The organism is Kocuria sp. KRD140 (assembly GCF_017168375.1).
Classification (GTDB): Bacteria; Actinomycetota; Actinomycetes; order Actinomycetales; family Micrococcaceae; genus Kocuria; species Kocuria marina.
Genome location: NZ_JABFAW010000001.1, coordinates 407114 through 422833 on the forward strand (window position 1 = coordinate 407114; position 15720 = coordinate 422833).

The following is a 15720-nucleotide window of genomic DNA, read 5'->3' on the forward strand; positions in this document are numbered from 1 at the left end:
GCGAGGCACCGAGCTTATTCTGCGACGAAGGTCGCCGAAGGTGCGGACGAGCGCAGCCGCTCCACGGCGTCCGAGAGCAGCCGCTTGCTGTGGGACGGGATGGGCAGCAGGGGACGGCGGGGAGCGCTCGTTCGCACGCCGCACACCTCCGCCAACGCGTAGAGCACCGACAGGGGCCGTTCCTGACTCATGAGGTGCATGAGGGGATGCAGCGCGGCGCTCCAGGCGGCGGCGTCGTCCGCGCGGCCCTCCGCGACGGCGCGGTGGAAGGCCACGAACTCGGGCGCGAGCAACGCCGCCATGCCGCTGTGCCACGCCGCGCTCGGGTACTCGTCCACGATGAGTTGATCGCGGCTCACACCGTGTACGGTGCCCGGTTCGGCCTGCTGCGCGAAGAGCAGCTGGCGGGAGTGGAAGAGCCGACCGGACGCCGCGGTGTCCTTGAACGCGACCACGTTGTCCAGCCACGACAGCTCCGAGGCCAGTTCCACGGGGTAGGTGAACCCGGTGGTGGTCGGGTTGTTGTACAGGCACAACGGCAGGGACATAGCGGAGGCGACCGTTTCCACCTGGTCCGCGATCTCCTGGGATACCAGCGGGATGTAACTCACGGGGCTCAACACCAGGCCGTCGGCACCGTTGTTCTCGGCGGAGTACGCGAACTGCATGACCTCCCGCGTGGTGATCGCGGAGATCCCCACGCCCACGGGCGTCCCCGAGCCCGACGCCGCGTCCACGGCCGTGCGGACCACATGAGCCCGTTCCTGGGGGTCCAGGTAGGCGAACAGACCGGAGGTCCCGAGTACCACGATCCCGGACACCCCGCTGCGCGCGAGCCGCGCGACACTACGTTCGAGGGAATCCAGGTCCAGCCCGCCACCGGGGAGCAAGGGGGTCACGGGGTAGGCGATCACACCGGAGAAGGTCATCGAGAACATGGACCCATTTTAGGTGACCCTAACCAGCTTTCCAGGACACCCAGCCCGTGCGTGACGTCGAGAACGAAGGGCGGACGGCGTCGTCGTCCGTGGTAACGCCCGGGCGGGATCCCGCACGCTGGAGCGGGCCGGGCGAGACGCAAGCCCGAAGGGCTCCGACGGGAACGGCCCGGGTCAGAAAATGGGCCCACCCAAGAACGGGTCCAGGGCCACGCCCACGAACACGAAGGTGATGTAGGCGATCGAGCCGTGGAACACGTACATGGCCTGCTTGAGCGTGGGCTTGCCGACGCGGGCCAGGCCGTAGAGCTTGTGGCAGTGGTACGTGAACCAGCCGCCGGAGATCAGGGCGATCACACCGTAGACCCACCCGGCGTCACCCACGGGGATCAACAGCAGCGAGCAGATCACGGTGGCCCACGCGTAGAGCACCACCTGGGCGCCCACGGTGCGCGCGGTGTCCACCGCACCGAGCATGGGCACGCCGGCGCGGGAATAGTCCTCCGCGTACTTCATGGACAGCGGCCAGTAGTGCGGCGGGGTCCACAGGAAGATGAACGCGAAGAGCACGAATGCGGGCCACTCAAGGGTCCCGCGCACCGCGGCCCAGCCGATCAGTACGGGCATGCACCCGGCGATCCCGCCCCACACGATGTTCTGCGCGGTGCGGCGTTTGAGCACGATCGAGTAGAACACCGCGTACAGGGCGATGGCCACCACGCCGAGCACACCGCACAAGACGCTGACCCCCAGGGTCAGCCACGCGACGGACACGACCGAAAGCACCCACGCGAAGATCAGGGCCTCACGCTCCCCCACCTCACCGGTCACGAGTGGGCGCTTGGCGGTGCGCCGCATGAGCCGGTCCTCGTTGCGGTCGATGTAACAGTTGAACGCACCCGCCGCACCGGCCGCGAGCGCGCCGCCGATCAGGGTGTTGAGCACGAGCAAGAAATCGGGGACGCCCTGCTGGGCGAAGAACATGGTGGGCACGGTGGCCACGAGGAGCAGTTCGATGATCCGGGGCTTCGTGAGCGCCACGTACGCTTTGAGCTTACGACCCAAGGTCATCCGGCCCTGATACCCCACGGGCTCCACGGTCCCGATGCGGGTCCCGGTCACTCCGTGTCCGTGCGGCGCGTGGGATCCGTGGGATTCCGGGTGCGTCGCGGTGTCAAGGTGATTCACGGAATCAATGCTCCAAAGAACGTGGGTGGCCCGGCCGTGCGCCGGGAGTGCCTGGGGCGGGCGCGCCGCACGCGCACCGATACCCGGTCATCAGTATAGCCGCCGGTCCCGGCCCACGCCGGGGTGATGTCCGGCACGCGCTTGTGCCCGTGGCGCGGGCCGCGGTCGTCCCTGCCACGCGGCGTCCCACCGGACTAAGGTTGATCCCGGAACATGCGTTCCGGGCCGATCGTCGCGGCCGAGTCCGCGGCGGAGTGTTCCGGATCGTGACCGCACAACCCGTCTAGGAAAGGGGCGCGTCACCGTGCCGAACCTCGATCAACCGTTGAACTGGACCGAGAAGGACGCCCGTGCGGTGGACACCGCACGTGTGCTCGCCGCAGACGCCGTACAGAAGGTGGGCAACGGCCACCCCGGCACCGCCATGTCCCTGGCCCCGGTCGCGTACCTGTTGTTCCAGAAGATCATGCGGCACGACCCCTCCGACGACCGCTGGACCGGGCGTGACCGGTTCATCCTCTCCCCCGGTCACACGTCCCTGACCCTGTACCTGCAGCTGTACTTCTCCGGCTACGGCCTGGAGATGGAGGATCTCGAGTCCCTGCGCACGTGGGGTTCCAAGGTCCCGGGCCACCCCGAGTACCGCCACACCACGGGTGTCGAGATCACCACGGGTCCGCTGGGCCAGGGGCTCGCGTCCTCCGTGGGTTTCGCGTACGCGCAGCGCTACACGCGCGGTCTGTTCGACGCCGACGCCGCTCAGGGCACCTCCCCGTTCGACCACACCGTGTTCGTGATCGCCTCCGACGGTGACCTGCAGGAGGGCATCACCTCCGAGGCGTCGTCGCTGGCGGGCACCCAGGAGCTCGGCAACCTCGTGGTGATCTACGACGACAACAAGATCTCCATCGAGGACGACACCAACGTGGCGTTCAACGAGGACGTCCTCAAGCGCTACGAGGCCTACGGCTGGGACACCACGCGCGTGGACTGGCGCAACGGCGGCGAGTACCAGGAGGACGTGCAGGGGCTGTACGACGCGATCGTCGCGGCCACCAAGGTCACGGACAAGCCCTCGATCATCGCCCTGAACACCATCATCGGCTGGCCCGCCCCCACCAAGCAGAACACCGGTGGCGTGCACGGTTCCGCGCTGGGCGAGGACGAGGTCGCCGCGACCAAGAAGATCCTGGGCTTCGACCCGGAGAAGTCCTTCCAGATCGAGCCCGAGATCTTCGAGCACGTGCGCGAGGTCGGCGAACGCGGCAAGCAGGAGCGCGCACAGTGGGAGAAGTCCTTCGCCGACTGGCGTGAGGCCCACCCGGACAAGGCCGCGCTGTACGACCGGATCAAGAACGAGGAACTGCCCGAGAACTACGAGGACGCGTTCCCCACGTTCCCGGCGGGCAAGGCCGTGGCCTCCCGCAAGGCCTCCGGTCAGGTCATCAACGCCATCGCGGATACCTTCCCCGAGCTGTGGGGCGGTTCGGCGGACCTCGCGGGGTCGAACAACACCACGATCGACGACGCCAAGTCCTTCATCCCCGAGGCCCGCTCCACGGCCCAGTGGTCCGGTTCCCCGTACGGCCGGGTGCTGCACTTCGGCATCCGTGAGCACGCTGCCGCAGCGATCGTCAATGGCATCGTGATGAGCAGCCAGACGCGCGCCTACTCCGGCACGTTCCTGATCTTCTCGGACTACCAGCGTCCCGCCGTGCGCCTGGGTGCGCTCATGCGCGTGCCCTCGATCTACGTGTGGACGCACGACTCGATCGGCCTGGGTGAGGACGGTCCCACGCACCAGCCCGTGGAGCAGCTGTCCGCGCTGCGCGCGATCCCGGGGCTCGACGTCGTGCGCCCCGCGGACGCCAACGAGACCTCCGTGGCGTGGCGAACCATTCTCGAGCACCACGAGCACCCGGCCGGGATCGCCCTCACACGCCAGGACCTGCCCACGTTCGCGCGGGAGGACCTTCACCCGGAACACGACGGCGAGAAGTTCGCCTCCGCCGAAGGCGTGGCCCGCGGTGGATACGTCCTCGCGGACACCGAGGGCGCCCCGGACGTAGTGCTCATCGGCACCGGTTCCGAGGTCCAGCTCGCCGTCGAGGCCCGTGAACAGCTCAAGGCCAAGGGCGTGGCCGCCCGCGTGGTGTCCATGCCGTGCCGCGAGTGGTTCGACGCCCAGGACGAGGACTACCGCAACTCCGTCATCCCATCCGACGTCAAGGCCCGCGTGAGCGTGGAGGCCGGGATCCGGATGTCCTGGAACGACCTGCTGGGCGATGCCGGACGCGCCGTGTCCCTCGAGCACTTCGGCGAGTCCGCCGACTACCAGACCCTGTACCGCGAGTTCGGCATCACCGCCGAGGCCGTGGCCCAGGCCGCCGAGGAGTCCATCGCCGCCGCTCGCTGAACCCCGTCCCACGTCGCAGGCGGCCCGCTCGGGCCGCCTGCGATGCCCCAGAACCCTTCGACGTGAAGTGAGGACATCATGACGACTCCCACCCAGAAACTCTCCGACGCCGGCGTCTCCATCTGGCTCGACGACCTCTCCCGCCAGCGCCTGACGAGCGGGAACCTCCAGGAACTGATCGACACCAAGAACGTGGTGGGCGTGACCACCAACCCCACGATCTTCGCCGCGGCACTCGCGGACGGTGAGTCCTACCGCGAACAGGTCGTGGAGCTCGCCAAGGCCGGCGCCTCCGTGGACGACGCCGTGTTCCGGATCACCACCGACGACGTGCGCGATGCGTGCGACCTGTTCACCCCCATCGCCCAGGCCACCCAGGGCGTGGACGGCCGCGTGTCCATCGAGGTGGATCCTCGACTGGCCCAGGACGCCGACGCCACGTCCGCAATGGCCCAGAAGCTCTCGCAGACCATCGACCGGCCCAACGCGCTGATCAAGATCCCCGCCACCGAGAAGGGCCTGCCCTCGATCGCGGCCACGATCGCGGAGGGCATCTCAGTGAACGTGACCCTGATCTTTTCGCTGGACCGCTACCGCGGGGTCATCAACGCGTACATGCAGGGCCTCGAGGAAGCGCTCGAGAACGGCAAGGACCTCTCCACGATCCACTCCGTCGCGTCCTTCTTCGTCTCCCGCGTGGACACCGAGATCGACAAGCGTCTGGACGCCGTGGGCACGGACGAGGCCAAGGCCCTGAAGGGTAAGGCGGGTCTCGCCAACGCGCGCCTGGCCTACCAGGTCTACGAGGAGCAGCTCGAGACCGAGCGTTGGAAGCGCCTGGCCGCGGCCGGGGCCAACCCGCAGCGTCCCCTGTGGGCGTCCACGGGTGTCAAGGACCCGTCGCTGCCGGACACGCTGTACGTGAGCGAACTCGTGGCCCCGAACACCGTGAACACCATGCCGGAGAAGACCCTGGACGCGACCTACGACCACGCCGAGATCACCGGTGACACCGTGACGGGGACCTACCAACAGGCCACGGACGTGCTCAACGCCGTGGCCGAGCAGGGGATTTCCTACGAGGAGGTCGTGGACCAGCTCGAGACCGAGGGGCTGAAGAAGTTCGACAAGTCCTGGGACGAGCTGCTCGCCACGGTGCGCACTGCCCTCGACGAGGCCCGCTGAGCCGAACCCAGCCGCTGCGTCGCGGCTGCGATCCCGCGCCGGGCACCCGCCCGGTGAGCATAGGGTCGGAGCCGCGCCGCGGCGCCGTTGTCCGAAAACCACGTTCCGAGGAGGCTCCCCGTGAGCTCATTGTCATTGCAGGCGGCCGGCGCCGCGCGTGAGGCGATCGACACGCACGTCCCGCGTCTGGTCGCCGAGAACTTCGCGTCCAAACTCTTCGACCAGGACCCCGCGCTGTGGGGCTCCGCCGCGCAGGAGGAAGCCGCGGTACGGCTCGGGTGGACCGACGCCGTGCGCGTCTCGCGCCCCCTGGTGCCCGAGATCGAACAATTGCGCCACGACTTCGCCCGGGAGGGCGTGACCCGTTTCGTGCTCGCGGGCATGGGCGGCTCGTCGCTGGCCCCCGAGGTGATCACGCGCAGCGCGGGGGTGGACCTGTTCGTGCTGGACTCCACCGACCCGGAGATGGTCACCAAGGCACTCGAGGACCTCGAGCACACCGCGCTCGTGGTCTCCTCCAAGTCCGGGTCCACGGTCGAGACGGACTCCGCCCGGCGCGTGTTCGTGAACGCGTTCGAGCGCGCGGGCATCGATGCACCGTCGCGCGTGGTGGTCGTGACGGATCCGGGCTCCCCCATGGACTCCGCGTCCCGTGAGGCCGGCTACCGCAAGGTCTTCACCGCGGACCCGAACGTGGGCGGTCGCTTCTCGGCGCTCACCGCGTTCGGCCTCGTGCCGTCCGGGCTCGCCGGCGTGGACGTCGCGGCGCTGCTCGACGACGCCGAAGAGGCCACCGAGATGCTGCGCGAGGACGACAAGAACAACATCGGTCTGCAGCTCGGCGCCGCCCTGGGCGGGACGTCCCCGCTGCGCGACAAGATCGTGCTCGTGAACCAGGGCGCACCATTCGTGGGCTTCGCGGACTGGGCCGAGCAGCTGATCGCCGAGTCCACGGGCAAGTCCGGAACCGGTGTGCTGCCCGTGGTCGTGAACGACGCCGCTCCCGAAGTGACGTCGGGCGCCCCCGACGTCCTGGTGGTCTCGCTCGTGGACGACGAGGCCGTCACGGAGGAGCAGAGCGAGGGCGTGCGCGTGGCCGGTTCGCTGGCCGGGCTCATGATGGCGTTCGAGGTCGCGATCGCGGTGGTGGGACAGTTGCTGCGCATCGACCCGTTCAACCAGCCGGACGTGGAATCCGCCAAGGCGGCCACCCGCGAGCTGCTGGCCGCCAAGCCCGAGCCCTCCCCCGCCGCCGCCACGGACGGCGCGATCGAGATCCGTGGCAGTGAACAGCTGCTCGACGGTGCCACGACCGTGCCCGAGGCACTCGCCGCACTGCTCGCCCAGCTGCCCGAGAACGGCTACGTGAGCGTGCAGGCGTACTTCGACCGTCTCGAGTGGGCGCAGCTCGAGTCGATCCGCGATCTGCTCGCACGGCACACAGGCCGTCCCGTGACCTTCGGTTGGGGACCCCGGTTCCTGCACTCCACGGGTCAGTACCACAAGGGCGGCCCCGAGCAGGGTGTCTACCTGCAGATCACTGCGGCCACGGGCACTGACGTGGACATCCCCGGGATCCCGTTCACGTTCGGTGAGCTCATCGGCGCGCAGGCCGACGGCGACGCTGGCGTGCTGAGCGATCACCACCGTCCCGTCGTGCGGCTGCGGCTCACGGACCGGGCCGAGGGCGTCGCGCAGCTGCTCAGGGTGGCATCGGAGCTGTGACCCGCCACCAACCGCGAACGAACAGGAACACGCGTGCCTGACAACAAGAACTGCAACCCGCTACGCGATCCCCGCGACCGGCGCCTGACCCGGGTCGCCGCGCCGTCGGCTCTCGTGTTGTTCGGCGTCACGGGTGACCTCGCCAAGAAGAAGCTGCTGCCGGCCATGTACGACCTGGCCAACCGTAGCCTGCTCCCGCCGGCCTTCTCCCTCGTGGGGTTCGGCCGGCGGGACTGGGACGACGCCCAGTTCGCCGAGTACGTCAAGGAACACGTCGCCGAGCACGCGCGCACGCCCTACAACGAGGACCTCTGGAACCAGTTCGCCTCGGGTCTGCGTTTCGTCCACGGCGAGTTCGACGACGACGACGCGTACCACCGGCTCGCGCAGACCCTCGACGAGCTCGATCGGGACCGGGGCACCCGCGGCAACCACGCGTTCTACCTCTCGATTCCGCCCAAGGCGTTCGAGGTGGTGTGCCAACAGCTCGCGGACCACGACCTCGCCGACAGCGAGGACAGCACGGGCTGGCGACGCGTGGTCATCGAGAAGCCCTTCGGGCACGACCTCGAATCCGCGCGGGAGCTCAACGCGATCGTGGAACGCGTGTTCCGCGCGGACAGCGTGTTCCGCATCGACCACTACCTGGGCAAGGAGACGGTGCAGAACATCCTGGCGCTGCGCTTCGCGAACCAGATGTTCGAGCCCTTGTGGGACGCCCGCTACGTGGACCACGTGCAGATCACCATGGCCGAGGAGATCGGGATCGGTTCGCGCGCCGGCTACTACGACGGCGTGGGCGCGGCCCGGGACGTGATCCAGAACCACTTGCTGCAGTTGCTCGCGTTCACCGCCATGGAGGAACCCGCGTCCTTCACGGCGCACAACCTGCGCCGCGAGAAGGCCAAGGTACTCGAATCCGTGGTGCTGCCCGAGGACCTCGGGAAGCATTCCGCGCTGGGCCAGTACACGTCCGGGCTGCAGGGCGGGGACTACGTCAAGGGCTTCCACGAGGAGAAGGACATCCCCGCGGATTCCCGCACGGAGACCTTCGCCGCACTGCGCGTGGACATCAACAACCGCCGCTGGGCGGGCGTGCCGTTCTACCTGCGCGCGGGGAAGCGACTGGGCCGGCGGGTCACCGAGATCGCGGTGGCGTTCAAGAAGTCGCCCAACCTGCTGTTCCGGGACATGGACAACGACGAGTTCGGTCAGAACGCGATCGTGATCCGGATCCAACCGGACGAAGGCGTGACCATCCGGCTCGGCTCCAAGGTCCCGGGCACCCAGTCCGAGATCCGGGACGTGACCATGGACTTCGGTTACGGCCACGCGTTCACGGAGTCGAGCCCCGAGGCCTACGAGCGGTTGATCTTCGACGTCCTGCTGGGTGAGCCCCCGCTGTTCCCGGACCACTCCGAGGTGGAGCTGTCCTGGAAGATCCTGGACCCGTTCGAGGAGCACTGGGCCGAGCAGCGCGTCATGCCCGAGCCGTACGCACCGGGTTCGTGGGGACCGGACTCGGCACACGAGTTGATGGCCCGTGACGGGCGAGTTTGGAGGCGACCGTGATCGTTCAGATGGAGAACACCACCGCGGCGAAGATTGAGAAGAAACTCAATCAGTTGCGGGACGAGAACGGCGTGGTGACGCTGGGCCGCGTGCTGACGCTCGTGGTCCTGGCGCAGGCCGGTCACTCGGAGGTCGCGGTCGAGGCCGCGAACTACGCGAGTCACGAGCACCCGTGCCGGATCATCGTGCACGTAGCGCATTCCCGCACCGACGAGACCCGCTTGGACGCGCAATTGCGCGTGGGCGGGGACGCCGGCGCGTCCGAGGTGATCCTGCTGCACGGCTACGGCGAGCTCGCCGAACCCACTGAGACCCTGGTCTCCGCGCTGTTGCTGCCGGACGCACCCATCGTGGCGTGGTGGCCGCACGACTTCCCCGAGAATCCCAGCACGAGCTCGATCGGGTGCATCGCCCACCGCAGGATCACCGACTCCTCGCGTGCGCCCGCACCCTTCGAGTCCCTGGCACAACTGTCCCAGCAGTACCGCCCCGGGGACACGGACCTGTCCTGGACGCGGATCACCAACTGGCGCATCCAGCTCGCTGCGGTCCTGGACCAGGTGGGGCCCGTGAAGGTGCGCGAGATCGTGCTCGAGGGCTCCACGGTGGCCCCGTCCATGGTGCTGTTGGGGGTGTGGCTGTCCAGCAAGCTCGATGCCCCGGCGACCATCATCACCGACGACACCCGGCGGGGTCTCGACCGCGTGTGCCTGGTCACCGACGACGGATCGGTGCAGCTGCACCGCCCCGGCCGCACCGTGGCCGTGCTCTCCCAGCCGGGTCAGCCGGATCAGCAGATCGCCATGCCCGTGCGGGATCTCAACGCGTGCCTCGCGGAGGAACTGCGACGGTTGGACGCGGACGAGGTCTACGGCGAGGTCATCACCTCGGGGCTCGCGAGTGCCCGGATCACGACCCGCACCGTCGGTGAGGAGGCCGCGGAGCCTTCCGAGAACACCACGGTGCAGGGCCACGATGCCTCGGCTTCCGCACCGGCTGAGGGAGCCGGCGATGAGTGAGCCGTCCCGCCCGGAACCGCGACTCGTCCCGCACGAGGGTGACGAACGCCTTGCCTGGGACACCGCCCGGCGCGTCCTCGAGGTGCTCGAGCACGCCCAGGACGAACGCGGGGAGGCCACCCTCGTGCTGACCGGCGGGAGCATGGGGACCCGCGTGATCGGTGAGCTGGCCGGCCACCCGGACGCCGCCGTGATCGACTGGTCGCGCGTGAACGTGTGGTGGTCGGACGAGCGGTTCCTGCCCGGTGCGGACGGCGAACGCAACGGTGTCCAGGCCGCGGACGCGTGGGACGAAACCCACGAGCTGACGTGGGACCGCGTGCACCCCGTGGCGGGCTCGGACGAGATCGCGTCGGCCGATGCCGCGGCCGAGGACTACGTCGAGGAACTCGCCGCGGCGGCCGAGAACGAGGGATCCGACACGGGCCTGCCGGTCTTCGATCTGGCCTTGCTGAGCCTGGGCCCGGACACCCACGTGGCGTCCCTGTTCCCGGGCCGCGAGGACGTCCTGCGCACGGACGCCCCGGTGTTCGCGGTCGAGGACTCCCCCAAACCGCCGCCCACCCGCATCACCCTGTCCCTACCAGCGATCAATTCCGCGCAGCGGGTCTGGCTGCTGGTCGCCGGTGCCGCGAAGGCCGAGGCCCTCGCCACGATCCGACGGCCGCAGATCACCGCGACCGAGGCCCCGGCCAGCGCGGTACGCGGGACTCGGGAGACCCTGTGGCTCGTCACGGAGGACGCCCTCCCGGGCCTCCCGGGCATGCCCGAGGACCCCGACCCGGCCCCGGGCGGGACCGCGGGCTGAGCCCATGATCCCGCCCCGGGCCCGGCCCGTCACCCGGCACGTACGGGACGACACCGCGCCCCGGATACGACGACGTCGGCCCGGACCTTCACGGTCCGGGCCGACGTCGTCTGCTCTACTGAGTTCTTCTGCTGTGCCGAGTTCTCGTGCTGTGCCGAGTCGTGGCGACCGGATCAGCCGGTTCGCGTGCGGCGGGTCTCAGACCCCCGGGCCGCTGAAGCGCATCAGCAGGCCGTAGCTCACGATGGCCAGGACCCACACGATCGCCAGAACGGTGGTGATCCGCACCACGTTCTTCTGCGCGGCGCCGGAGGTGTTCAGCGACTGGGTCATCCCGCCACCGAACATGTCCGACAGACCGCCGCCCTTGCCCTTGTTGAGCAGCACGAACATGATGCACAGGATGCCGGTGACCACGATGATCACCTGGAGGGCGATCTGGAGGATCTCCACGAATAGCCTCGATTCACGAATCTCGGGGGCGGGTCAACCGTCAGCGATCGGAGGGGATCACTGGTCGGTGACCAGGTGCTGCTCGAACCGGGTAATCTTAGCAAATTCCTCCGCGTCCAGACTGGCACCGCCCACCAAGGCGCCGTCCACGTCCGCTCCCCCGAGGATGTTCGCGACGTTCGAGGACTTCACCGAACCGCCGTAGAGCACCCGCGTGGCCTTCGCGAAGTCCTCGCCGTACAGCGACTCGAGTTCCGCGCGGATCGCGTGGGCCATCTCCTGGGCGTCCTCGGGTCCGGCCACCTCCCCCGTGCCGATGGCCCACACCGGTTCGTAGGCCACCACGAGGCCCTTGAGTTCGCCGGCGTTGAGCTCCGCGAGGCTCCCGCGCAACTGCTCGAGCGTGTACTGCACGTGCTCGCCGGCCTGGCGCTGCTCGAGACCCTCGCCGATGCACAGCATGGGGGTCAGGCCGTGACGGATCGCGGCGCGGACCTTGTCGCGGCACTGCTCATCGGATTCGGCGTGGATACTCCGCCGTTCGGAGTGCCCCACGAGCGCGTAACGGCACCCAAGCTTGGCCAGGAACTGTCCCGAGATGTCTCCCGTGTATGCCCCGGAGTCCTGGTCGGAGAGGTCCTGGGCGCCGTAGACGATTTGCAGTCCGTCGCCGTCCACGAGGGACTGCACGGAGCGCAGGTCGGTGAACGGGGGAAACACCGCGACCTCCACGCGGGAGAAGTCGTGCTTGGCGTCCTTGAGTGTCCACGCGAGCTTCTGCAGCAGGGCGATGCCCTGCGTGTGGTCCATGTTCATCTTCCAGTTGCCCGCGATCAGGGGCGTGCGGTCGAAGACACCGTTGGTCTGGGTGGTCATGGTTGGATCTCCTTCGGTCGTGCGGCGTGGCTGTGTGGACGGGGGCGGGCGCGTGGGGCCCGCGGCGGCGGGCCCCACGCATCACGGTGTGCGGCGGCTCAGGCGCCCAGCGCCACGAGGCCCGGCAGTTCCTTACCCTCGATGTACTCGAGTGACGCGCCACCCCCCGTGGAGATGTGGCCGAACTGGTCGTCCCGGTATCCCAGGTTGCGCACGGCGGAGGCGGAGTCGCCGCCGCCGATCACGCTCATGGCGTCGGAGTCCACGAGGGCCTGCGCCACGGTCTTGGTGCCGTTGGCGAACGCCGGCATCTCGAACACGCCCACGGGACCGTTCCAGAACACGGTCTTCGCCTCGGCGATCGTGCGCGCGAACAGTTCGGCGGACTCGGGGCCGATGTCCAGGCCCAGGCCGGAGTCACCGATCTTCCCACCCTCGATGTCCGAGACCGGGCGGACCTCGTGCTCGGCGTCCTTGGAGAACTCGGAGGCGTACACAACGTCCACGGGCAGCACGATCTCGGTGCCCGCCTCGGCGGCGCGGTCCAGGTAACCCTTGACGGTGTCGATCTGGTCCTTCTCGAGCAGGGACGAACCCACCGCGTGACCCTGGGCCGCGAGGAACGTGAAGACCATGCCGCCGCCGATGAGCAGCGAGTCCGCCTTACCGATCAGGTTGTCGATCACGGCCAGCTTGTCGGAGACCTTGGACCCACCCATGACCACCACGAACGGGCGCTCGGGATCGGAGATGACCTTGCGCAGGACGTCCACCTCGGTCTTGACCAGGTCACCCAGGTAACCGGGCAGCGCGCGGGCGATGTCGTACACGGAGGCGTGCTTGCGGTGCACGGCCCCGAAGGCGTCATCCACGTACGCACCGTTCTCCCCCGTCAGGGACGCGAGCTCGGCCGCGAACTCCTCCCGCTCGGCGTCGTCCTTGGACGTCTCGCGCGGGTCGAAGCGCACGTTCTCGAGCACGAGGATCTGTCCGTCCTGCAAGGCCTCGGCCTTCTCGTGGGCGTCCTGACCCACCACGTCCGAGGCGACGACGACGTCCGCGTCCGCGAGCTCGGCCAGGCGCGCGGCGGCCGGCTCGATCGAGTACTTGGGGTCCACGGTGCCCTTGGGGCGCCCGAGGTGCGCCATGACGATCAGGCGTGCGCCGGCGTCGGCGAGCTTGGTGAGCACCGGTAAGGACGCGCGCACGCGACCGTCGTCGGTCACGGTGGAACCGTCAAGCGGAACGTTGAGGTCCGAGCGCACGAGCACGCGGCGACCCGCGACCCCCTCTGCCATGAGATCGTCCAGTGACTTGGCCATATCCGTCATCCCTTCCTGTGGTGATGCCGTACTGATGACAATGGCGCCGGTACCCGCGGGCACCGGCGCCACTGAGCGGTCTGACTCAGAGCTTATCCGCTACGTAGGAGACGAAGTCCACGAGACGGAGGGTGTAGCCCCACTCGTTGTCGTACCACGCGATGACCTTGACCTGGTTGTCGATGACCTTGGTCAGGGGCGCGTCGAACACGGTGGAGACGTCGTAGCCCTCGATGTCCTTGGAGACGAGCGCTTCCTCGGAGTACTCGATGATGCCCTTGAAGGGGCCCTCGGCGGCCTGCTTGATCGCGGCGTTCACGGACTCGACCGTGACGTCCTTCTCCACGTCCACGGTGAGGTCCACGAGCGAGCCGGTGGGAACCGGGACGCGCACGGCGAAGCCGTCCAGCTTGCCCTTGAGCTCGGGCAGCACGAGGCCCACGGCGGCGGCGGCACCGGTGGTCGTGGGGATCATGCTCAGCGCGGCGGCGCGGGCGCGGCGCAGGTCCTTGTGCGGGGCGTCGTGCAGGCGCTGGTCACCCGTGTAGGCGTGGATCGTGGTCATGAGACCGCGCTCGATGCCGAACTCGTCGTTGATGACCTTGGCCAGCGGCGCGAGGCAGTTGGTGGTGCAGGACGCGGCGGAGACCAGGTTCATGCTGGCCGAGTCGTAGGATTCGTGGTTCACGCCGTAGACGAACGTGCCGTCCACTTCCTTGCCCGGTGCGGAGAGCACGACCTTTTTGGCACCGGCGTCCAGGTGCGCCTGCATCTTGGGGCCGGTCGTGAACCTGCCCGTGCACTCGATCACAATGTCCACGCCTAGCTCGCCCCAGGGCAGCTTGGAGGGATCGGCCTCGGCCAGGAACTTCACCTGGTGGCCGTTCACGGTCATCATGTCACCGTCCAGGGTGACGTCCGCGCCGAGCCGGCCCATGACGGAGTCGAACTCGAACAGGTGCTTCAAGGTCTCCGGATCCGTGAGGTCGTTCACCGCGACCAACTCGATGTCGTGGCCGTGCTCGGTGTACAGGGCCCGCGCGAAGCAGCGTCCGATCCGTCCGAAACCGTTGATGCCAACCTTGACTGTCACTGCGATCTCCTCTGTCTGTCGGGGGTTGGCGGGTACCGGTCCGTCGAGATGTGGGATCCAAACCAAACGGTAGAACTCCCACACTCTGTTCTCGACGTCGTCCGAGGCCCGCCGGGTCTTCCGGTCCTATTCTACCGAGAACTCACGCGGTTCGACAGGGGCTCGACGCACATTCAGGCGACTCCCCCGTAAACCCCACAAAAACCCACAGCACCGGCGTGTTGCCCGCGGGTGCTACTATGCGCGGCGCTGTTCCGACCCAGCGTGCGCGGCGAACTCGGCGGTCGTGGCCACACCCAGTTCCTCGGCACGGCGGTCCGCCATGGCGAGCAGTCGGCGGATCCGCCCGGCGATCGCGTCCTTGGTCAGGGGCGGGTCCGACAACCGACCCAGCTCGTCCAGGCTCGCCTGCTTGTTGGCGACCCGGAGCCGGCCGGCGGCCCGCAGATGCTCCGGGGCGTCGTCCCTGAGCAGGTCCAGGGCACGCTCGACCTTGGCCCCCGCCGTGACCGCGGCCTGCGCGGAGCGGCGCAGGTTGGCGTCGTCGAAGTTCGCGAGCCGGTTGGCCGTGGCGCGGACCTCCTTGCGCATCCGGCGGTCCTCCCACTGCAGCAGCGCGCGGTGCGCGCCCAGGCGCGTGAGCAGCGTGGCGATCGTGTCCCCGTCGCGCACGACGACGCGGTCCGCCCCGCGCACCTGCCGCGCCTTGGCGAGCACGTCCAGCCGACGCGCGGAACCCACGAGCGCGAGCGCTGCCTCGGGACCGGGGCACGTGAATTCCATCGCCGCGGCCCGCCCCGGTTCGGTGAGCGAACCGTGGGCCAGGAAGGCACCTCGGATCACGGCGGCGGACTCCTCGACGCTGCCGTTGACTACGGTGGGCGGCAGACCGCGCACGGGACGACCGTGGGCGTCCAGCAACCCGGTGCGCCGGGCCAGCGCCTCACCGTCGCGGGCAACCCGCACGACCCACGTACGGTCCCGGCGCAGACCACCGCCGCTGATCACCCCGAGCTCGCACTCGTGGCCGAAGACCTCCCCCACGGCGCGTGCCGCGCGGCGCGCGACCGATTCGGTGTCCAGCTCCGCCTGCACCACGATTCGCCCGCCCACGATGTGCAGCCC

General features: G+C 68.8%; 13 protein-coding genes. 6 read left to right on the plus strand and 7 right to left on the minus strand.

Annotation, left to right across the window (positions count from 1 at the left end; genetic code table 11):
• Window positions 1–14: 14 nt before the first annotated feature.
• Both J1M36_RS01790 and J1M36_RS01795 read right to left on the minus strand, forming a co-directional pair.
• The gene (locus J1M36_RS01790; RefSeq protein ID WP_206478515.1) at window positions 15–938 is read right to left on the minus strand and encodes a dihydrodipicolinate synthase family protein; all 924 of its coding nucleotides are present in this window, start codon (window positions 936–938) and stop codon (window positions 15–17) included.
• 174 nt (window positions 939–1112) lie between these two features.
• Window positions 1113–2060 carry a heme o synthase gene (locus tag J1M36_RS01795; protein ID WP_231885421.1) on the minus strand — a complete coding sequence of 316 codons (948 nt, stop codon included), beginning with the start codon at window positions 2058–2060 and terminating at the stop codon, window positions 1113–1115.
• A 370-nt stretch (window positions 2061–2430) separates the two neighbouring features.
• Here J1M36_RS01795 and tkt point away from each other — a divergent pair, with 370 nt between their 5' ends.
• From tkt to pgl, 6 genes are all read left to right on the plus strand, one after another.
• Window positions 2431–4542 (plus strand): transketolase, encoded by a 2112-nt coding sequence (gene tkt / locus J1M36_RS01800; RefSeq protein WP_206478516.1) that lies wholly within the window; start codon window positions 2431–2433, stop codon window positions 4540–4542.
• Between the two features lie 78 nt (window positions 4543–4620).
• Window positions 4621–5727, plus strand: coding sequence for a transaldolase (gene tal, locus J1M36_RS01805; protein ID WP_098053383.1), 1107 nt, complete (start codon window positions 4621–4623; stop codon window positions 5725–5727).
• Window positions 5728–5847: 120 nt separating this feature from the next.
• Window positions 5848–7452: a glucose-6-phosphate isomerase gene (locus tag J1M36_RS01810; protein WP_206478517.1), complete on the plus strand. Its 1605-nt coding sequence runs from the start codon at window positions 5848–5850 to the stop codon at window positions 7450–7452.
• 33 nt (window positions 7453–7485) lie between these two features.
• On the plus strand, window positions 7486–9024 hold the full coding sequence (zwf, locus tag J1M36_RS01815; protein ID WP_206478518.1) for a glucose-6-phosphate dehydrogenase: 1539 nt from the start codon (window positions 7486–7488) through the stop codon (window positions 9022–9024).
• Window positions 9021–10043: a glucose-6-phosphate dehydrogenase assembly protein OpcA gene (locus J1M36_RS01820; RefSeq protein WP_064845168.1), complete on the plus strand. Its 1023-nt coding sequence runs from the start codon at window positions 9021–9023 to the stop codon at window positions 10041–10043. The genes zwf and J1M36_RS01820 overlap by 4 nt, the downstream gene beginning before the upstream one ends.
• Window positions 10036–10851, plus strand: a complete 816-nt coding sequence (pgl, locus tag J1M36_RS01825) for a 6-phosphogluconolactonase (RefSeq protein ID WP_206478519.1) — start codon at window positions 10036–10038, stop codon at window positions 10849–10851. The genes J1M36_RS01820 and pgl overlap by 8 nt, the downstream gene beginning before the upstream one ends.
• Before the next feature lie 198 nt (window positions 10852–11049).
• Here pgl and secG read toward each other — a convergent pair whose 3' ends face one another.
• The 5 genes from secG to whiA all read right to left on the minus strand — a co-directional run.
• Window positions 11050–11304: a preprotein translocase subunit SecG gene (secG, locus tag J1M36_RS01830; protein ID WP_035962057.1), complete on the minus strand. Its 255-nt coding sequence runs from the start codon at window positions 11302–11304 to the stop codon at window positions 11050–11052.
• 57 nt (window positions 11305–11361) lie between these two features.
• On the minus strand, window positions 11362–12180 hold the full coding sequence (gene tpiA, locus J1M36_RS01835; RefSeq protein WP_064845166.1) for a triose-phosphate isomerase: 819 nt from the start codon (window positions 12178–12180) through the stop codon (window positions 11362–11364).
• A 98-nt stretch (window positions 12181–12278) separates the two neighbouring features.
• Window positions 12279–13502, minus strand: coding sequence for a phosphoglycerate kinase (pgk, locus tag J1M36_RS01840; protein WP_206478520.1), 1224 nt, complete (start codon window positions 13500–13502; stop codon window positions 12279–12281).
• An 85-nt stretch (window positions 13503–13587) separates the two neighbouring features.
• Window positions 13588–14595 (minus strand): type I glyceraldehyde-3-phosphate dehydrogenase, encoded by a 1008-nt coding sequence (gap, locus tag J1M36_RS01845; RefSeq protein WP_064846590.1) that lies wholly within the window; start codon window positions 14593–14595, stop codon window positions 13588–13590.
• Between the two features lie 237 nt (window positions 14596–14832).
• Window positions 14833–15720 (minus strand): DNA-binding protein WhiA (gene whiA, locus J1M36_RS01850; protein ID WP_206478521.1); only part of this gene is annotated, 888 nt, incomplete at its 5' end.